General features: G+C 56.0%; 19 protein-coding genes. 6 read left to right on the top strand and 13 right to left on the bottom strand.

What is annotated here, in order from left to right:
- Positions 1 to 108: 108 nt before the first annotated feature.
- The gene (gene sbcD, locus IM267_RS02500) at positions 109 to 1,314 is read left to right on the top strand and encodes an exonuclease subunit SbcD (RefSeq protein WP_102749802.1); all 1,206 of its coding nucleotides are present in this window, start codon (positions 109 to 111) and stop codon (positions 1,312 to 1,314) included.
- Positions 1,311 to 4,442 carry an exonuclease subunit SbcC gene (gene sbcC / locus IM267_RS02495; protein WP_193032633.1) on the top strand — a complete coding sequence of 1,044 codons (3,132 nt, stop codon included), beginning with the start codon at positions 1,311 to 1,313 and terminating at the stop codon, positions 4,440 to 4,442. Before sbcD ends, sbcC begins: the two co-directional genes overlap by 4 nt.
- A gap of 85 nt (positions 4,443 to 4,527) precedes the next feature.
- On the opposite strand, the gene mak is transcribed toward sbcC, so the two are convergent.
- Positions 4,528 to 5,433 carry a fructokinase gene (gene mak, locus IM267_RS02490; protein WP_193032632.1) on the bottom strand — a complete coding sequence of 302 codons (906 nt, stop codon included), beginning with the start codon at positions 5,431 to 5,433 and terminating at the stop codon, positions 4,528 to 4,530.
- 123 nt (positions 5,434 to 5,556) lie between these two features.
- Here mak and rdgC point away from each other — a divergent pair, with 123 nt between their 5' ends.
- The gene (gene rdgC, locus IM267_RS02485; protein WP_006809928.1) at positions 5,557 to 6,471 is read left to right on the top strand and encodes a recombination-associated protein RdgC; all 915 of its coding nucleotides are present in this window, start codon (positions 5,557 to 5,559) and stop codon (positions 6,469 to 6,471) included.
- A gap of 41 nt (positions 6,472 to 6,512) precedes the next feature.
- On the opposite strand, the gene ppnP is transcribed toward rdgC, so the two are convergent.
- The 5 genes from ppnP to IM267_RS02460 all read right to left on the bottom strand — a co-directional run bounded on the left by ppnP (position 6,513) and on the right by IM267_RS02460 (position 9,150).
- Positions 6,513 to 6,800 (bottom strand): pyrimidine/purine nucleoside phosphorylase, encoded by a 288-nt coding sequence (gene ppnP, locus IM267_RS02480; protein WP_003859131.1) that lies wholly within the window; start codon positions 6,798 to 6,800, stop codon positions 6,513 to 6,515.
- A 72-nt stretch (positions 6,801 to 6,872) separates the two neighbouring features.
- Positions 6,873 to 7,550 (bottom strand): AroM family protein, encoded by a 678-nt coding sequence (locus IM267_RS02475; protein WP_063451718.1) that lies wholly within the window; start codon positions 7,548 to 7,550, stop codon positions 6,873 to 6,875.
- 236 nt (positions 7,551 to 7,786) lie between these two features.
- A complete protein-coding gene (yaiA, locus tag IM267_RS02470) occupies positions 7,787 to 7,978 on the bottom strand; it encodes a protein YaiA (protein ID WP_063451719.1) in 192 nt (63 codons plus the stop codon).
- A gap of 44 nt (positions 7,979 to 8,022) precedes the next feature.
- Positions 8,023 to 8,547 carry a shikimate kinase AroL gene (gene aroL / locus IM267_RS02465; protein WP_063869102.1) on the bottom strand — a complete coding sequence of 175 codons (525 nt, stop codon included), beginning with the start codon at positions 8,545 to 8,547 and terminating at the stop codon, positions 8,023 to 8,025.
- A gap of 144 nt (positions 8,548 to 8,691) precedes the next feature.
- On the bottom strand, positions 8,692 to 9,150 hold the full coding sequence (locus IM267_RS02460; RefSeq protein WP_193032631.1) for a YaiI/YqxD family protein: 459 nt from the start codon (positions 9,148 to 9,150) through the stop codon (positions 8,692 to 8,694).
- A 97-nt stretch (positions 9,151 to 9,247) separates the two neighbouring features.
- Between IM267_RS02460 and proC the strand changes: the two genes are divergently transcribed.
- Positions 9,248 to 10,057, top strand: coding sequence for a pyrroline-5-carboxylate reductase (gene proC / locus IM267_RS02455; protein ID WP_063451722.1), 810 nt, complete (start codon positions 9,248 to 9,250; stop codon positions 10,055 to 10,057).
- Between the two features lie 199 nt (positions 10,058 to 10,256).
- On the opposite strand, the gene psiF is transcribed toward proC, so the two are convergent.
- The 4 genes from psiF to IM267_RS02435 form a co-directional block, all read right to left on the bottom strand.
- Positions 10,257 to 10,577 (bottom strand): phosphate starvation-inducible protein PsiF, encoded by a 321-nt coding sequence (gene psiF, locus IM267_RS02450; protein WP_063869104.1) that lies wholly within the window; start codon positions 10,575 to 10,577, stop codon positions 10,257 to 10,259.
- 295 nt (positions 10,578 to 10,872) lie between these two features.
- Positions 10,873 to 11,133: an anti-adapter protein IraP gene (iraP, locus tag IM267_RS02445; RefSeq protein ID WP_063869106.1), complete on the bottom strand. Its 261-nt coding sequence runs from the start codon at positions 11,131 to 11,133 to the stop codon at positions 10,873 to 10,875.
- 208 nt (positions 11,134 to 11,341) lie between these two features.
- Positions 11,342 to 12,556, bottom strand: a complete 1,215-nt coding sequence (locus IM267_RS02440; protein WP_063869108.1) for a multidrug efflux MFS transporter — start codon at positions 12,554 to 12,556, stop codon at positions 11,342 to 11,344.
- Positions 12,557 to 12,725: 169 nt separating this feature from the next.
- Positions 12,726 to 13,409 carry an extensin family protein gene (locus IM267_RS02435; RefSeq protein WP_063869110.1) on the bottom strand — a complete coding sequence of 228 codons (684 nt, stop codon included), beginning with the start codon at positions 13,407 to 13,409 and terminating at the stop codon, positions 12,726 to 12,728.
- A gap of 104 nt (positions 13,410 to 13,513) precedes the next feature.
- Between IM267_RS02435 and ddlA the strand changes: the two genes are divergently transcribed.
- On the top strand, positions 13,514 to 14,611 hold the full coding sequence (ddlA, locus tag IM267_RS02430) for a D-alanine--D-alanine ligase (protein WP_063869112.1): 1,098 nt from the start codon (positions 13,514 to 13,516) through the stop codon (positions 14,609 to 14,611).
- A gap of 3 nt (positions 14,612 to 14,614) precedes the next feature.
- Here the strand turns inward: ddlA and IM267_RS02425 are convergent, their stop codons facing one another.
- Positions 14,615 to 14,836 (bottom strand): DUF2754 domain-containing protein, encoded by a 222-nt coding sequence (locus IM267_RS02425; RefSeq protein ID WP_063869114.1) that lies wholly within the window; start codon positions 14,834 to 14,836, stop codon positions 14,615 to 14,617.
- 247 nt (positions 14,837 to 15,083) lie between these two features.
- On the opposite strand from IM267_RS02425, the gene IM267_RS02420 reads away from it, so the two are divergent.
- Entirely contained in the window at positions 15,084 to 15,386 is a 303-nt protein-coding gene (locus IM267_RS02420; protein ID WP_063451729.1) for a DUF2755 family protein, read from the top strand.
- Here the strand turns inward: IM267_RS02420 and IM267_RS02415 are convergent, their stop codons facing one another.
- Together IM267_RS02415 and sbmA are read right to left on the bottom strand one after the other, a co-directional pair.
- Positions 15,387 to 16,484 carry a DUF1615 domain-containing protein gene (locus tag IM267_RS02415; RefSeq protein ID WP_193032630.1) on the bottom strand — a complete coding sequence of 366 codons (1,098 nt, stop codon included), beginning with the start codon at positions 16,482 to 16,484 and terminating at the stop codon, positions 15,387 to 15,389. It lies immediately after the preceding gene.
- A 13-nt stretch (positions 16,485 to 16,497) separates the two neighbouring features.
- Entirely contained in the window at positions 16,498 to 17,718 is a 1,221-nt protein-coding gene (gene sbmA / locus IM267_RS02410; protein ID WP_063451731.1) for a peptide antibiotic transporter SbmA, read from the bottom strand.
- Between the last annotated feature and the right edge of the window lie 272 nt (positions 17,719 to 17,990).

Here is a 17,990-nt window from a genome sequence, read left to right as displayed (position 1 = left end):
GAAAAACATTACTACGGTAAATGGCAAACTGTTGTTTTATTACAGCGGTTATTTTCCGCTCCCCGAAAGTTTATAATCCTGCTTTCTTATTATTGCCACGGATCTCTTATGCGCATACTTCACACCTCAGACTGGCACCTGGGTCAAAATTTTTACAGCAAAAGCCGCGCCGCGGAACATGAAGCGTTCCTGAACTGGCTGCTGGAGACGGCTCAGGCTCACGAGGTGGACGCAATCATTGTGGCGGGCGACATTTTTGATACCGGATCGCCGCCGAGCTATGCGCGTGAGCTGTACAACCGTTTTGTGGTCAACCTCCAGCAAACCGGTTGTCATCTGGTGATTGTCGCCGGAAACCATGATTCCGTGGCGATGCTGAACGAATCCCGCGATATTCTGGCGTACCTCAATACCACCGTGGTAGCCAGCGCCGGCCACGCGCCGCAGATCCTGAAAAAACGCGACGGCACGCCGGGCGCGGTGCTGTGCCCTATCCCGTTTTTACGCCCGCGCGATATCGTGCAAAGCCAGGCCGGCCTGTCCGGCAGCGAAAAGCAGCAGCATCTGTTGCAGGCCATCACGCGCTATTACCACCAGCAACATACAGAAGCCTGTGCCCTGCGCGGTGAACAGGCCATTCCGATCGTTGCCACCGGACACCTCACCACCGTCGGGGCCAGTAAGAGTGACGCGGTGCGCGAAATTTATATCGGTACGCTGGACGCGTTTCCGGCGCAGAACTTCCCGCCCGCTGACTACATTGCCCTCGGGCACATTCACCGGGCGCAAATCATCGGCGGCTGCGAGCACATCCGCTACAGCGGCTCGCCCATTTCGCTCAGTTTTGACGAAACGGGCAAAGCCAAATCCGTGCATCTGGTGAGCTTCACCGACGGCAAACTCAGCGCCGTTGAGACGCTTGAGGTCCCGGTCACCCAGCCGCTGGCGGTGCTGAAAGGCGATCTGGCCGCCATTACCGCCCAGCTTGAACAGTGGCGCGGCGCAGCGCTTAACCCGCCCGTCTGGCTCGATATCGAAATCGCCACCGACGACTACCTGTACGATATGCAGCGTAAAATTCAGACGCTGACGGAAGACCTTCCCGTGGAGGTGCTGCTGGTACGCCGCAGCCGCGAGCAGCGCGAGAAAATTCTGCTGAGTGCTCAACGTGAAACGCTGAGCGAACTCCGGGTTGAAGAGGTGTTCGCGCGGCGGCTTGCGCATGAAGAGATGGACGAGGCCAGGCAAACGAGGCTTAACGAGCTGTTTGCCCAGACCCTGCATACCCTCAATGACGAGGAAGAAAACGCATGAAAATTCTGAGCCTGCGTCTGAAAAATCTCAATTCACTGAAAGGCGAGTGGAAAATTGATTTCACCGCGGAGCCGTTCGCCAGCAACGGGTTGTTTGCCATCACCGGTGCCACTGGCGCAGGCAAAACCACGCTGCTGGACGCCATCTGCCTGGCGCTATACCACGAAACGCCGCGCCTTAATAAGGTCTCCCAGGCCCAAAACGACCTGATGACGCGCGATACCGCCGAATGTCTGGCAGAGGTGGAGTTCGAGGTCAAAGGCGTCGCCTATCGCGCTTTCTGGAGCCAGAACCGTGCCCGCAACCAGCCGGACGGAAACTTACAGGCACCGCGCGTGGAGCTGGCCCGCTGCGAAGACGGCAAAATTCTGGCCGACAAAGTCACGGATAAGCTGGAACAAACCGCCGCACTGACCGGGCTGGACTATGGACGCTTTACCCGCTCGATGCTGCTCTCTCAGGGGCAGTTTGCCGCTTTCCTGAATGCGAAACCGAGCGATCGCGCTGAGCTGCTGGAAGAACTGACCGGCACGGAAATTTACGGCCAGATTTCCGCCATGGTCTTCGAAAAACATAAAGCGGCACGCAGTGTGCTGGAGATGTGTGAAGCGCAGGCCGCAGGCGTTGTTCTGCTGAGCGAGGAACAGCAGCAGCACTTGCAGCAAAGTTTGCAGGCACTCACTGACGAAGAAAAGATCCTGCTGGCCCGGCAGCAGAGCCAACAGAAAGATTTTCAGTGGCTTACGCGTAACGACGAGCTAATACGTGAACAGCAGCGCGCAGCCGTTTCGCAGCAGCAGGCGCAACAGGCTCTGACGGACGCCGCTCCCCAACTGGCGAAGCTTCAGCTGGCCCAGCCCGCCGCCCAGCTGCGCCCCCTGTGGGAGCACCAGCAGGAGCAGACCGCCCGCCTGTCGCAGACCACAGAGCGAATTGCTGAAGTAAATACTCGCTTACTCGACAGAGCGGCACAGCGCGCGCGTATCCGCAACGGTGCGCTGCGCAACCGTGAACAGTTGCAGACAGAGCACACGGCGCTGACGCAGTGGCTGACCGAACACGATCGTTTCCGTCAGTGGGGACAGGAAATTGCCGGCTGGCGGGCGCATTTTACACAGCTGAGTCGCGATAAAAATCAGCTCGCGGCCCAGTCGGCGCGCATTGCTGAGCTCCGCCAGAAGCTGGCAGGGATGCCGGAAAGTACGCTGACGCTGACGGCTGAGGCCATCACGACGGCAATGGAGCAACAGGCACACACGCGAGCGCTTCGCCAGCGCCTGACCGCACTTCACGCTCGCTATCAGCCGCTGCAAAAACGGCTGCGCCAGAATGCGGAAAGCGTGAAGAAAGCACAGGCTGAGCAGGTCACGCTCAACGACACCCTGACCCTGCGCCGCCAGCAGTATAAAGAGAAAAATCAGCACTTTGTCGATCTTAAGGCGCTCTGTGAGCGTGAAGCGACAATCAAAGATCTTGAGAACTATCGTGCTCAGCTGGAAGCCGGTAAGCCTTGCCCGCTCTGCGGCTCATGCGAACATCCGGCCGTGGTGCAGTATCAGGCACTCGAACTGACCGACAATCAGCGCCGCCGCGATGCCCTCGAAAAAGAGGTTGCCGCGCTGAAAAAGGAAGGATTGCTGGTGCTCGGGCAGGTCAATGCGCTGACCCAGCAGATCCAGCGCGAGACAGCGGAAGCCCAGTCTCTGTCTCAGGAAGAGCAAGCACTCACTAAAGAGTGGCTGGAGGTCTGCACTTCGCTGAACATAGCGCTGAACATTCATGATGATATTGCCCCCTGGATGAGCGAACAGGAGCAGTACGAACGCCAGCTTTATCAGCTAAGCCAGCGTCTGACGCTGCAAAACCAGCTCAATGAACAGGAAGGACAGGCGCGCCAGCACCAGCAGCAGCTGGCGGCGACGCGTCAGGCGCTGGCGGCCTCGTTACGGTCGCTATCGCTTAGCGAGCCCGATGAGGGTGCTGAAAACGCCTGGCTCAGCGCGCGCGAAAACGAATACGCCCGGTGGCAGGAAAAACAGGCCCAGCACGGTACGATTCAGGAGCGTATTAACGCCCTGATGCCCATTCTGGATACGCTGCCGGTTTCTGATAATGCAGAAGCCGACGCGGTGATCCCTGAGAACTGGCGTGCGATCCACGACGAATGCGTGTCGCTGCAAAGCCAGCTCGCCACCCTACAGCAGCAGGAGACCCTGGAGCGTGAACGGCTTCAGCAATCGCAGGCTCAGTTCAGCGCCGCGCTGACCGCGAGCTGCTTCGCCGATCGCGAGGCATTTCTCGCCGCCCTGCTGGATGATGCGTCGATCCGCCAGCTTGAACAGCAAAAGCAGACGCTCGAGAACCAGCTTCAGCAGGCCATGGCGCTCTCGGTACAGGCAAGCCAGCAGCTTCAGGCGCACCAGGCACAACGCCCGGAGGGGCTGGAAACCGATGTCGCAACCCTTCAGGCACGGTTACAGCAGCTGGCGCAGCAGCTTCGGGACAACACCACGCATCAGGGGGAGATCCGCCAGCAGCTTAAACAGGACAGCGATAACCGTCTGCACCAGCAGGCGTTAATGCAGCAGATTGAGGAAGCGGCGCGTCAGGCCGACGACTGGGGCTATCTCAATGCGCTGATAGGCTCCAGCACCGGCGATAAATTCCGTAAATTCGCTCAGGGGCTGACGCTGGATAATCTGGTGTGGCTTGCCAACCAGCAGCTCAACCGTCTGCACGGCCGCTACCTGCTCCAGCGTAAAGCGAGCGACGCGCTGGAGCTGGAGGTGGTCGACACCTGGCAGGCCGATGCGGTACGCGATACCCGCACCCTTTCCGGCGGGGAGAGTTTCCTGGTCAGCCTGGCGCTGGCCTTAGCGCTTTCCGATCTGGTCAGTCACAAAACGCGGATTGACTCGCTGTTCCTGGATGAAGGGTTCGGCACGCTCGACAGCGAAACGCTGGATACCGCGCTGGATGCGCTCGACGCGCTGAACGCCACCGGGAAAACCATCGGCGTGATCAGCCACGTCGAGGCAATGAAAGATCGTATTCCGGTGCAGATCAAAGTGAAGAAGATCAACGGACTGGGATACAGCAGGCTGGACAGGGAGTTTGCGGTGGGTTAAATGATGGGGCGCTGCGGTCTGGTGCCCTCACCCTGGCCCTCTCCCCGTGGGAGAGGGTACAAAAACTTGCGTTGCTGTTTTGCGTTTATTCCGGCCACAACCACGCTGCGCCGCGCACGCCGCTGGAATCACCGTGGACGGCTTTGCGGATCGGCGTTTCGCACTCGCCGCCAAATACCCACTGTTTTATCAGCGTGGGCACCGTCGCGTACAGCCGGTCGACGTTGCTCATGCCGCCGCCCAGCACAATCACGTCGGGATCGAGAATATTGATCACATGCGCCAGGGATTTTGCCAGCCGCATTTCGTAGCGGCTGAGCGCCAGTTCAGCCACCGGATCCTGCTCCTCAACCAGACGCATAATCTCGTTCCCCTTGAGCGGCTGGCCGCTCAGACGATGATAATCGGTGGCAAACCCCGTACCGGAAATAAAGGTCTCAATACAGCCCTGCTTGCCGCAGTAGCACGGTACTTCGGCGCGGTATTTGAGTTCATCTTCGTCCATCCACGGCAGCGGGTTGTGTCCCCACTCGCCCGCGGTGCCGTTGCCGCCAATATGCGAGCGTCCGCCGATAGCCACGCCCGCCCCGCAGCCGGTGCCGATGATGACCGCAAAAACGGTCTGCGCGCCTGCCGCGGCGCCATCGACGGCCTCGGACACCGCCAGGCAGTTGGCGTCATTTGCCAGACGCACTTCCCGGTTCAGACGTTGACTTACGTCTTTATCAAACGGCTGACCGTTGAGCCAGGTGGAGTTGGCATTTTTCACCACGCCAGTATAGGGCGATATGGAGCCGGGGATCCCTATCCCCACCGTCCCCGATTCGCCCGTTGCCTGCTCTGCCATATCGACCAGGCGGGCAATCGTTTCGAGGGTCTGGTGATAATCATCGCGCGGCGTAGGCAGACGGTGGCGAAACAGTTGCTCTCCCTGCTCGCTCAGCGCAATAACTTCTGTTTTGGTGCCGCCCAAATCAATCCCAATACGCACAAGACACTCCTCATTATTTTGATTATCAACAGAGTAGAAGCCCGCATCCCGATTAGCAATGCAAGCGATGCGACAATTCGTTATCATGCCCGCTGATTTAACGACAAGGCCGTGGAAATTATCATGCTGTGGTTCAAAAATTTGATGGTTTACCGTCTCAGCCGCGACGTTTCGCTGCGTGCAGAAGAGATGGAAAAACAGTTAGCCGCTTACTCCTTTACCCCTTGCGGTAGCCAGGATATGGCAAAAACCGGCTGGGTTCCGCCAATGGGTTCTCAAAGCGATGCGCTGACCCACGCCAGCAGCACGGGGCAAATCATCGTTTGCGCCCGTAAAGAAGAGAAGATCCTGCCAACGCCCGTGGTTAAGCAGGCGCTCGAAGCGAAGATCTTCAAGCTGGAAGCTGAACAGGGCCGTAAGCTTAAAAAAACCGAAAAAGATTCTCTGAAGGATGAAGTGCTGCACTCGCTGCTGCCGCGCGCCTTTAGCCGCTTTAGCCAGACCATGATGTGGATCGACACCGTTAACGGGCTGATCATGGTGGACTGCGCCAGCGCCAAAAAAGCGGAAGATACGCTGGCGCTGCTGCGTAAGAGCCTTGGCTCATTGCCGGTGGTTCCGCTGGCGCTGGAAACGCCGATTGAGCTGACCCTGACGGAGTGGGTGCGCAGCGGGACGGCCGCTCAGGGCTTCCAGATCCTTGATGAAGCAGAGCTGAAAGCGTTGCTGGAAGACGGCGGCGTGATCCGCGCGAAGAAACAGGATCTGGTGAGCGACGAAATCGCCGTGCACATTGAAGCGGGCAAAGTGGTGACCAAACTGGCGCTCGACTGGCAACAGCGCATTCAGTTTGTGATGTGTGATGACGGCTCGGTGAAGCGTCTGAAATTCTGCGATGAACTGCGCGATCAGAACGAAGATATCGACCGCGAAGATTATGCCCAGCGCTTTGACGCAGACTTTATCCTGATGACCGGCGAGCTGGCGGCGCTGATCCAGAATCTGGTGGAAGGCCTCGGCGGCGAAGCGCAGAGGTAATTCTCCATCACCCTCTCCCCAACGGGGAGAGGGAAAAAACATCACTTCAGATAGCGGCACAGATAAGAGGTTGGCTCTGCAACCTGTAAATGGAACTCGCTGTGGCCCGGCACGTTGAATACCTGCCCGGCGCTATAGACTTTCCACTCCGTTTCACCCGGCAGTAAGACGTTCAGCGCGCCGCTGACCACCGTCATCTCTTCCGCTTCTGCGGTGCCAAAGGTGTATTCCCCTTCTGCCATTACGCCGACACTGGCGCGGCCAGTGCTGCTGCTGGTAAAACCAATGGATTTCACTTTACCGGAAAAGTATTCGTTACTTTGAAGCATGAACTGGCCCTTATATTTATAGAGAAAAATCCACTATAGGGGCCATGCTCATGACCTGTCACGCAAAATTCATTACACCAGTAATTCCGACGCCAGGCGCGCCATCAGGACGTTAGAGAGCAGCACCGGAACATCCAGCGCCTTTTGCAGTAAATCACGATGCCGCTGATGGAACCCCAGGCAGTCCAGCATCAGGACATCCGCCCCTCTGTCGATCAACTCCTGTCCCGCCGCAATCAGTTTCGCTTCGCTGTCCCAGAACGGATTTGCCAGCGCGTACAGCGGAGTGTGCTCCAGCGCGGCCCACTTCACCGTCTGGTTATCCAGCAGTTCTTCAACGGGAACGATGACCCCAACCTGATGACCATCCACAATTGACGCCACCAGCGGCGGAATGATCCGCATCGGTTCAAGCAGAATGGCGTTACGCGCGCTAAGCCCTTTAACCGGTGCCGTGCTCATCAGCAAAATGACGTCATAGTCTTGATTATCGAGCACTTCGATCACGCCCTGTAGCGCGCGCTCAATTTTCTGGCGCGACACATGCGCCAGTTTACCGTCGCTTAATAACGTTGCCAGGGGCTCATCCCCCGCCTCGACAGCGTAGTCTTCCATGACCTCTTCCCGACTCATCTTCCCTAACAGGCTAAGATGCTTAATCTGTTGTTCAGAGATATGCTCCGTGAGGAGCGGTAATACTTCGCTTACAGGGACCACACCGATTGTGAGGATCGCCAACGTCGCCTTCATTTTGATCGCCTTTCGTTACTACCACAACTGCCACACAGGTACAGGCTCACTACGCTGCACCGTTCATTTATTCAACAAAACAGCACCAAGCGTAGCAGGGGATCTCTACACCGTAGTGTAAAGATCGACTGGCCTTTCCTAATCCACCTGTAATAACTAAATATTAACTGCTACTTAACATTGGCGATAAGTTAAAAGTGTGATGCAGGCACGGTTGTAACGAATTCGGACTTTTATCAGGACTTCTCTGGATCCTCATAGCGCCGTTTCGCATCCCGCGCTTCCTGTTCGGTTTCATGTTCGCTGATCAGCGAATCCGGTTTGGGGTGATCGGCACGCAGCTGATACCAGGTTACGGTCTCATCGCCGTTACCTTTTTCAACGGTAACGATGCGGGCTTCACGTGGATAGGGAGGTCTGGTTGGCATAGCTCATCCTTTTTTTATGTCTGAGCTATGAGTATAGACGGCTGTTAGCTGGCGCAAGCCAAACGCAGGGCGGTAATAATCTGAATCGCAACTTTTTCGGGTGACGCCGAGGCATCCACAACATGGTGTGCCGCCTCGCGGTATAGCGCATCGCGTTCGGCGAGCACGTCGCTGACCTCTTCACTCAGCGGTTTCGCGGTCAGCGCCGGGCGCTGCCCCTCTTCCGGAAACGCTTCCAGCCGCCCCACCAGCGTCGATACCGGGGCACAGAGGTAGATCACGACACCTTTTTCGCGCATAAACTGACGATTGTACGGTGCCAGAATAATGCCCCCACCGGTTGCAATCACGGTTGACGGTGCGGTCACCGCTTCCAGCGTAGCCGTTTCGCGCGCGCGAAAGCTCTCCCACCCCTCATTCTCCACGATATCGGCGATGGTCTGACCGGCATTCTCCTGGAGCCAGTGGTCAGTATCGACGAACTGACTCTGGCACAAACGCGCCAGTTCCAGACCAACGGTCGTTTTCCCACAGCCGCGAGGGCCAACTAAAAAGATGGGTGGGTTCATAACCAGGTATTCCCCTTGATGCCGGATAACTGAAGGCTGTAAAGAAATGATTGCAGAAGATGTTGCGCTAACTTTACTGCAAAGCGGTACGGAATGACAAGCCTGCGGAAGCCACACTGTACCACAAAACAGCCCGGAGGATGTCTACGCCGGGCGGCGTTTCACTTCCAGCAGCCATTTATCCAGCTCGGCGGCAAACTGCTGGCGATCGCGCTGCGACAGGCTATCTGGCCCACCGGTCTGCACGCCGCTGGAACGCAGCGTATCCATAAAATCACGCATGGTGAGTTTCTCGCGGATCGTTGCTGGAGAATAACGTTCTCCACGCGGGTTCAGCGCCGCCGCCCCTTTCGCCAGAACATCGGCCGCCAGCGGGATATCCGCGGTGATCACCAAATCCCCCGCGCTGCACAGGCGTACTATCTCGTTATCCGCCACGTCGAACCCGGCCGGAACGCGCAGAGAACGAATGAATCTGGAGGGCGGCACGCGGATATTCTGGTTCGCCACCAGCGTCAGCGGCATCTGCACGCGCTCGGCAGCGCGAAATAAAATCTCTTTGATCACGTTCGGACACGCGTCCGCATCAACCCAAATCGCCATAGTCTCTCCCCAATATGATTCTGGCGACTATTGTCGCCTGCATTTCGTTGTTAAGCTATCAGTGAGAGATAACAACGCATAATAACGGAGAGACGTGATGGATAAGAAAATCGGGTTTATCGGCTGCGGGAACATGGGTAAAGCTATCCTCGGTGGACTGATTGCCAGCGGCCAGGTGCTGCCGGGGCAGATTTGGGTCTATACCCCGTCACCGGATAAAGTCGCGGCGCTGCGTGATGAGTATGGTATCAACGCCGCCGAAAGCGCGCAGGAAGTGGCTCAGGTGGCGGACATTGTCTTTGGCGCCGTTAAGCCGAATATCATGATTAAAGTCCTGAGCGAGATCACCTCCAGCCTGAATAAAGATACCCTGGTGGTGTCGATTGCCGCAGGCGTGACCCTCGATCAGCTCGCCCGCGCGCTGGGCCACGACCGTAAGATTGTTCGCGCCATGCCAAACACCCCGTCGCTGGTAAATGCCGGCATGACCTCCGTGACCCCGAACGCCCTGGTGACGTCTGAAGACGTGGCGGATGTACTGAATATTTTCCGCTGCTTCGGCGAAGCGGAAGTGATTGCCGAAGCGATGATCCACCCGGTAGTTGGCGTGAGCGGCTCGGCGCCGGCGTATGTCTTTATGTTTATCGAAGCCATGGCGGATGCCGCCGTGCTGGGCGGCATGCCGCGCGCGCAGGCTTACAAATTTGCGGCGCAGGCGGTAATGGGCTCGGCCAAAATGGTGCTGGAAACGGGTAAACATCCGGGCGAACTGAAAGATATGGTGTGCTCGCCGGGCGGCACGACCATTGAAGCCGTGCGCGTGCTGGAAGATCGTGGCTTCCGCTCCGCCGTGATCGAGGCGATGCAAAAATGCATGGAAAAATCAGAGAAGCTGAGTAAGTCCTGACGAATAACGCAGCCGGAACGGTATGAGTCATCCAGTAAAAGCTGCTGGTGCCCGCTTCCCGAATGTGCTCGTGATTTCATAACATTCATCGCTCATCTTTCTTGGGAAAATTATGAAATCATTTCCCCAGCTATAGTGAGGGAATGACAGCGAAAGTATGAAATGTTGGGTGAGCCACTGCCGTGGCTCCCCCTTAGCACTACGCCTGTTTCTTCAGGCACGCGCTCATGAATTTGCTGCGATCGTCGCCTTTCAGCATCTGCTGCGTCGCCTGAGCATTACACTCGCGCATTTTTTGCTGCTGCGGGGTCAGGCTTTTTTCACCCGGTTTGGTCGCACCCTTCTTAAGGCAGTCGCTCATATACGTTTTACGGGCATCCCCTTTCAGACTTTGTGATGTGGCCTGTTGGTTACAGGTCGTCATGCGCTGCTGCTGGGGCGTTAACGTTTTCTCTTCCGCGTGTGCTGAGGCCATCAGACACAGGCCAGAGAGCAGGGTAACCAGTATTGTTGTTTTCATTGCACCATCCTTTATGTGAAGTTCCACGTTAAGTCTGGTTCGTTACGGGAAAAAAACCACCCTGCAACCATGATTTTCGCTGGGCTTCCCGGTTATTTCAGTTCCGTTACGGTGCGATTAACATTACCCGGTTATGCCGTAAGGACAAAAGTCATTAATAACGTAAATAATGCGGTAAAAAGTGTGCTCTGCTTCAATTTAATTACCCCATGACAAGTAGGTAAAAATAAAAACAGCGCAACGCCAGGCATCCTGCATGACAATTCTGTGACACGTCATTTTCACCTCTGGCAGGTTAGCTGCGAGGATGCCTTAAAAGCTTCTTTACGTATTGCTGAAGCAGCTCCGCATCTTCTGCGGGCACCTGTGAATCAGGGCGAGCGTTCTCCAGCGCGCCTTCAACGTTGTCGATCAACGCCTCCTGCTCCGGTTTTGCCATCTGTCGCAACAGTGCCGTAACGACGATTTCCAGCGCCTCGACCTGGGCTACCAGCTCTTTCGACTCTTCTTCCTTTTGGGCAAGCTTAACCAACAACTCAGCAATGAGATTTTTCATGGTGCTATTTCCTTTTGTGATTCCCCCTGAAATTAACACCCTCAATGAATAATGCAAAGCATGGATTGATTTTCTCTTATGCAAAAGTGACATCGCTGCCAAAAAAGATATTCCGAACCGGGAGCGAAACGTTTTTCTAAAAGAAACGCGCCGCATTTCGTTATATAAAAATGCGGCGTTCATAAGAATAAATAATATATTATCGTGTTTACCGGGCTGACTTTGCCTCAGCGATTTGCCTGCGACGGCGTAAGGCAAAGGCCAGTTGAATAATATTAATAAGTACCACCACCGCCGTTGCGGCAAATACCCAGCGGAAACCCGCCATCGCCGAGACCGATGCGCCAATCAGCGGGCCCGCTACGTTGCCTAAATACATGAACGACTGGTTGTAGCCAAAAATGCGGCCTGTTACCTGGTCACTGGAATATTTCACCAGCAGCGTCTGAACCGCAGGCAGCATGGCGCCATCGGCAAAACCAAGCAGGAAGCGCAGCACGCCAAGCTGAAGCGGTGTGGTGACGAACGACATGGCAAAGAAGAGGATCACGGCGATGATGAGCGTTGCCATCAGAATGCGCGCCGTACCGATCCTGTCACCCAGTTTTCCCAGACGCGGCGCGGACATCAGCGCCGACACGCCCGGCACAGCGGCAATCATCCCGCTCAGAAAAGCAATGTTGCTGCTGTCCGGCGCCATCGACTTGATAAACAGCGCCAGGATCGGCCCCACCGAGCCGTTGCAGAGCTGGATCACCATCGTGGTGACAAAGAGGCTGATCATCAGGCCAGGATAAGGCAGCGAGGCGAAAACCGCCTTTCCGCTCAGTCGTTCGGATTTACTTACAGCAGGCCGCCCGCCCTCTTTGATCAGAAAAAGGGTGACCATAAAGCTGATTGTCAGCAGGATGGCGGTAATGATAAAGACCGCACGCAGCCCGACATGGTCAGCCAGGAAGCCGCCGAGCAGCGGGCCGCCAATCACTCCGCTGATCTGTGCCGTGGAAAGCGTGCTGAGCGCCCAGCCGCTCCGCTCGCGCGGTACCTGCGAGGCCACCAGCGCCATGGCGTTCGGAATGTACCCGGAAGTCAGCCCCATAATCGCCCGCAGAATAAACAGCTGCCAGACGTTAGTGGCGAAGGCCTGGAGCAAAATGGCTATCGCCATCCCCAGCGAGGCGCGGAGCAACATTAATTTGCGCCCCTTACGGTCCGCCAGACTTCCCCACATCGGTGACACTATGGCAGATACCAGAAACGTCACGCTGAACGTCAGGCCGGACCACATGGAGAGCGCTTCATGGGAAGTGACCCCCAGCTGCGACACGTACAGCGGCAGGAAGGGCAATATCTGGCTGATAGCCAGTCCGGTGAAGAAACAGCCGAACCAGACTGAGATGAGGTTAACTTTCCAGGATTCCATAACAGAAATAGTCTTCATTTTTAGGCGAATTCGCCGACAGATTAGCAAGTTACGCGCGATGGCATAGCGCCAGAGATGCGGCCTTGCAGACTTTGGTGTTTTATCTTCCCAGTCATCATATTTGTGAAACAAGTCACAATTTATCCACTTTTCGGTGGAAGATTATGCTTCATCGACATAATCCGTATCCGCGCATCCCCAAATGGAAATGGTTGGCATGGGCGGCATTATAGTTCGGCCCCAGACCGTTACCGTAATAGCCGCAGCTTGCCGACAGCAGCGCCTGTAGCCAGGGCTGCGTCTTTTCCGCTTTCCAGCCATTGAGAATGGTAACGCGCTGTCCGTTTGCCAGCCGGAAGGCGCTGATGTCCAGCGCATCCGCCGTGGCATGTTCACTGCGCCGCGCATCCGGGCGGCTATAGATATTGCGGCAGGCAAAGCTGCCCAGATGTTCAATGCGCGTAAGCTCGCTTCCCGTCCAGGTTTTGGTGAGCGGTCGGGCCTGCTGGCTGACAAACAGCGCCGAGCTTAACGCCAGCGGGCAACTGGCAAGAAAGCTGCCGTTCAGGCTAACGGGGCCAAAATCACGCACGCGCACCACGTTACTTAGCGGGCACTCCCCGGCGCTGTCAGCAACAGCCTGGGTACGGATAAGCTGGCGTTGATTCGCCTGCGCTAACAGATTTTCGCACGCCTGCGGCGTTAAGCGCCGAAGTTTAAACTGGGTTATTTTTCCGGGCGGATCGTCAAGCGTAAGCGGCACGAAAGGATTGTAATGCGGCGGCAACCAGCGGTAGCCCACCGCGGCGATCCCGGCAATAACGATAAGAATAAGCAGACCTTTTCCTCTCACGCGCCCCCCTTCAACATCCCTTAAAACATTATGGCAGAAGGCCGCGAAACCCGCCGGGCATCGTGGTATGTTATTGGCTTTTCGTCAGACTGGAAGAGAGTGAGATGGCAAAGCAGCGCGTAGGTATTGTCTTTGGGGGAAAATCGGCAGAGCACGAGGTGTCATTGCAATCGGCTAAAAATATCGTTGATGCGATTGATAAAAGCCGTTTTGACGTGGTGCTGCTGGGCATTGATAAACAGGGCCAGTGGCATGTTAACGATGCCAGCCAGTATCTGCTACATGCTGACGATCCGGCGCACATCGCCCTTAATCCTTCTGATATCAGCGTCGCAACGGTGCCGGGCGTGGAACAGGGACAGCTTATTAATGCCGGGAACGCGCAGGCGCTGGCACAGATTGACGTAGTGTTCCCCATCGTTCACGGCACGCTGGGCGAAGACGGTTCCCTGCAAGGGATGTTGCGTATGGCGAACCTGCCGTTTGTCGGCTCCGATGTGCTTGGCTCTGCCGCCTGCATGGATAAAGACGTCACTAAACGTCTGCTGCGCGACGCCGGTCTGAACATTGCGCCGTTCGTGACGCTTACGCGTGCCAACCGCGATAAACATAGCTTCGCGCAGATCCAGGCGCAGCTTGGCCTGCCGCTGTTCGTGAAACCCGCGAATCAGGGCTCTTCCGTGGGCGTCAGTAAAGTGACCAGCGAAGCGCAGTTTAACGATGCCGTTCGTCTGGCCTTCGAATTCGACCATAAGGTGGTGGTTGAGCAGGGAATTAAAGGTCGCGAAATCGAGTGCGCTGTCCTGGGCAACGATTTCCCCCAGGCGAGCACCTGCGGTGAAGTGGTTCTGAACAGTGACTTCTATTCCTACGACACCAAATATATTGACGACAAAGGTGCCCAGGTTGTGGTGCCCGCCGCGCTCGATCCCGACGTTAACGACACGATCCGCGCGATCGCCGTTGAAGCCTATCAGGCGCTGGGATGCTGCGGGATGGCCCGCGTCGACGTGTTCCTGACGCCGGATAACGAGGTAGTGATTAACGAAATCAACACCCTGCCGGGCTTTACCAATATCAGCATGTACCCGAAATTGTGGCAGGCCAGCGGGATAAGCTATCCGGAACTGATCACCCGCCTGATTGAACTGGCGCTGGAACGTCACGCCGCTGACAGCGCCCTGAAAAGTTCGATGAACTAACGGTTACTCGACGTTCTCTGCCGTCGTCGTCTCATCGGGACGACGACGGATAATGAATCCCGCCAGCCAGAAACTGATGACCCAGGTCACCAGCCCCACCGCATAGGTTTGCCAGCCTTTCGCTTCAAACCCGAGCAGCCCGACAACACCGTTAAGAATAAAGATCAGCCCGATCGCAAAGGCGTAGTAATGCCAGTCACGGCGTAGTTTGGAAGTGAGCTTCATAGCAACTCCGGCAGAAAAAAACCATCCTCTCACAGTTTACTGAAGACGTCTGTGGCGGATACGTAAATTCTGAAATGCAGCACAGTTTCACTTATGTTATCAATTTGTGACATGATGCATAAATCGACAATCCAGGAGGAATCCTGAGCCGACTTTCCCACGATTCTGATATTGACAAATGCTATGACCTGTCACACTCACCCTGTACGACGCGTATTAAAACAGAGTGATTTTTTCGGGAGGTCTTATGGCAGACTTTACATTGTCGAAACCGATTTTTGGCGGAAAACAACCAAAAACCTCCACTGCGGGGAACATTGCCTATGCCCTGTTTGTTCTGTTTTGCTTCTGGGCTGGAACCCAACTGCTGAATATGCTGGTGCACGCTCCTGGCGTGTATGAGCACCTGATGCAGGTTCAGGATACCGGCCGCCCGCGCGTTGAAATCGGTTTAGGCGTGAGCACCGTGTTCGGGCTCATCCCCTTCCTCGCGGGCAGCATGGTGCTGGGCGTCATTGCACTCGTCCTGCGCTGGCGCCACCGCCGCTGATTACAGTCCCATACAGCGAGCCCGACGATCGTCCACGCGTTTTGCGAACCAGGCGGTCGTCAGGTTACGCGTGATCTTCGGGCTTTCCAGCTGAATGCCCGGCAGAATGGCTCTTGGTAATGCCTTCCCACTTTTCTTCTCGGCGAGCGCAAAGACCTGCTTATACAAATCCGTTTTCTCAAACGCCAGGCTATCGCCCTTCTCCAGCTGACGACGGATATCGCTGTTGCTCATCTCCAGCTTCGTCGAGAGTTTACGCACCGCACGTTCGGTGGTGCCCGCCTCGCTGCTGCCGTAAGCAATGAGATCGCCGTCCAGAGCCAGCTTCACACCGCTGGCGCGGCTCACCGCATTCTGGAAGGCTGCATTTCGGCTGGCATACCAGCCCGCGTTAAAGTCCGCAAAACGATACAGCGGTTTATCGTAGCTGGCCGGATAATTCAGCAGATGATACGTTCCAAACCACAGACCCCCGCGCAGGGAGAAGACTTCCTGACGCACCGTACCGTCGATATCCCACGGATAGCCGTCGGTATGTTTTTCCGCAAATGCGATACTGACCTGCATCGGGCCGCCGGTATGCACCGGATTCAGCGAACCGAACAGCTTCTGCCCCATCGGCACCATATTGATCAGGTCGTCGAAAATGGCGCTCAGCTGTTTCTCAGTTTTCACCGTATCCAGCCGTTCGCTGTAGCTTTTACCGTTTGGCGAGGTGATTTTAAGGGCGGTATGCACCAGGAAAACCGGGATATGCATCGATTCGGCCCGGCGGTCGATCTCCTTCCAGGCAATTTTGTTCAGGCCAGGCACGACAGGATCTGACTGATACATCGATTCCTGTTGCGCCACCGCCAGCACCGAGCAGATATTCTCCTCGGTAGGCGCAATCTTCTGGCTTTTGAAGGTCGTTGCCAGCGCATCAGCCCACTCGCTGCGATCCTTCACGCTGGGGGGCATTTTTTGCCGCACCACGCTTGCCACATCAACGGGCTTCTCGCCTTCTTTGAGCGGGGCGGCCCCTTTATCGGCACAGCCCGCCAGCACGAAGGCAGCGAGTAACGTCAGCGGTAATCCACGTGGTACGGCAAATGGCATAGCAATTCCTTTTTTAACCTAATGTATGGGTGACTTCCTGCAAGTCCTTATCGTCCAGCTCACGCTCGAAACTGCGTAAACGTTTATAGATGGACATCAGCTCCACCAGCGTAGTCCAGGAGCTTATCAGGTACTGGAACGAACCGCGAACCTGACCAAAGACGTTGGTGATTTGGGTCATCAGACCGAGCGTGATCGTACCCGCAACGATGGACGGGAACAGCAGGAACAACCCGAAAACGTTATCCACCTGAAGATAAAGAATGCGCGCGATATTGAAATACATGTAATGGAAATAGAGGCGGAAGTAGTTACGACGTACGGCGCCAAACAGCTCGCGCACGGTAGGCGGTGACGCACGGTTGGCATCGTCTTCGCCATACACCAGCTCTTTACGGTAGGCCGCTTCCACGCGCTGGTTTTTAAATTCCAGCCCCGGCAGCTTGATCCCCACGACCGCCAGCAGCCCCGTTCCCATCAGCGACCAGACAATCGCGGCAATCACCAGGCCATAGGGCAGATGCCCGACAATCGGCAACTCCGGAACGTGCGACGAGAGCGTCACCAGCACCGGCAGGAAGGCGATAAGCGTCATGATGGCGTTGATAAAGCTCACGCCCATATCTTCAAGCGTTGAGGCAAAACGCATGGTGTCTTCCTGCACACGCTGTGCGGCACCTTCGATATGACGCAGGTGCTGCCAGTGCGCCATATAATGTTCGTTCATCGCGGTACGCCAGCGGAACACATAGTGACTGACGAAAAAGTTATTCATCACACCGATCACCACGGCAATAAGGGCGATGCCGAGAAAGATCCCCACCTCATGGTAGAACTGGTTTATGGTCACCTTATGCGGCGAACTCAGCGCCGTCTGGATCAGATCGTAAAACGGCGCATACCAGGCGTTGACCGCCACGCCCACTTCCACCAGGAACCAGGTGACAAAGATGATTAACGACGTGCCGAGAATCGACCAGTATTGCCAGCGGTGAGGAGAATAGATGAACCAGAACATGGCGAACAGCCCTACGCAGAGCAGGTAGTAAGCGTAGAAAAGCAGATAGCTCATGGACCAGAAGCGCGCTGCGCTAATGGGGATCTCGCCCGTTGCCCCCGTAAGACGGGTCAGCCACGCGCCGCCACCGGCCTGCCAGAAAATGACAGCCAGCAGTGCCCAAATAAATGCCGACAGGAAAAAGGGCCCCGGCTTTGGGAAAAATGACTTAAACATTGTGCTTCCTTCTTGTTGTTATGGCTGTTGCTGTGTTCAACATATCGCCACGCGAAACCTTGCCTGTGCCAGCCGCCCGGCTCAGGCAAAAAAGTCAGACCTGCGGGTGAATTATTAGTTCGCTTTCCCGTTTTCAGGAATTGTTTCGGTGCGTTTCATTCGCAACAGCAACCGTAGCGTCTATCATACGGTCGATGTCACAAAATGGGAGTCTGACCGCAAGTAAATTGTTCAAATTTACCCACGGTTACGTTTTTCTCGCTATCGTTATG

This window comes from Enterobacter cloacae complex sp. P15RS (genome assembly GCF_014895905.1).
GTDB lineage: Bacteria > Pseudomonadota > Gammaproteobacteria > Enterobacterales > Enterobacteriaceae > Enterobacter > Enterobacter quasihormaechei.
This window is presented reverse-complemented; position numbering and strand designations above follow the sequence as displayed.

What these genes read in the sequence shown, in the direction of transcription:
- sbcD (WP_102749802.1), top strand. Translation starts at nt 109, where the DNA reads ATGCGCATACTTCACACCTCAGACTGGCACCTGGGTCAAAATTTTTAC.
- sbcC (WP_193032633.1), top strand. Translation starts at nt 1,311, where the DNA reads ATGAAAATTCTGAGCCTGCGTCTGAAAAATCTCAATTCACTGAAAGGC.
- rdgC (WP_006809928.1), top strand. Translation starts at nt 5,557, where the DNA reads ATGCTGTGGTTCAAAAATTTGATGGTTTACCGTCTCAGCCGCGACGTT.
- ppnP (WP_003859131.1), bottom strand. Translation starts at nt 6,800, where the DNA reads ATGCTTCAAAGTAACGAATACTTTTCCGGTAAAGTGAAATCCATTGGT.
- IM267_RS02475 (WP_063451718.1), bottom strand. Translation starts at nt 7,550, where the DNA reads ATGAAGGCGACGTTGGCGATCCTCACAATCGGTGTGGTCCCTGTAAGC.
- yaiA (WP_063451719.1), bottom strand. Translation starts at nt 7,978, where the DNA reads ATGCCAACCAGACCTCCCTATCCACGTGAAGCCCGCATCGTTACCGTT.
- aroL (WP_063869102.1), bottom strand. Translation starts at nt 8,547, where the DNA reads ATGAACCCACCCATCTTTTTAGTTGGCCCTCGCGGCTGTGGGAAAACG.
- IM267_RS02460 (WP_193032631.1), bottom strand. Translation starts at nt 9,150, where the DNA reads ATGGCGATTTGGGTTGATGCGGACGCGTGTCCGAACGTGATCAAAGAG.
- proC (WP_063451722.1), top strand. Translation starts at nt 9,248, where the DNA reads ATGGATAAGAAAATCGGGTTTATCGGCTGCGGGAACATGGGTAAAGCT.
- psiF (WP_063869104.1), bottom strand. Translation starts at nt 10,577, where the DNA reads ATGAAAACAACAATACTGGTTACCCTGCTCTCTGGCCTGTGTCTGATG.
- iraP (WP_063869106.1), bottom strand. Translation starts at nt 11,133, where the DNA reads ATGAAAAATCTCATTGCTGAGTTGTTGGTTAAGCTTGCCCAAAAGGAA.
- IM267_RS02440 (WP_063869108.1), bottom strand. Translation starts at nt 12,556, where the DNA reads ATGGAATCCTGGAAAGTTAACCTCATCTCAGTCTGGTTCGGCTGTTTC.
- ddlA (WP_063869112.1), top strand. Translation starts at nt 13,514, where the DNA reads ATGGCAAAGCAGCGCGTAGGTATTGTCTTTGGGGGAAAATCGGCAGAG.
- IM267_RS02425 (WP_063869114.1), bottom strand. Translation starts at nt 14,836, where the DNA reads ATGAAGCTCACTTCCAAACTACGCCGTGACTGGCATTACTACGCCTTT.
- IM267_RS02420 (WP_063451729.1), top strand. Translation starts at nt 15,084, where the DNA reads ATGGCAGACTTTACATTGTCGAAACCGATTTTTGGCGGAAAACAACCA.
- IM267_RS02415 (WP_193032630.1), bottom strand. Translation starts at nt 16,484, where the DNA reads ATGCCATTTGCCGTACCACGTGGATTACCGCTGACGTTACTCGCTGCC.
- sbmA (WP_063451731.1), bottom strand. Translation starts at nt 17,718, where the DNA reads ATGTTTAAGTCATTTTTCCCAAAGCCGGGGCCCTTTTTCCTGTCGGCA.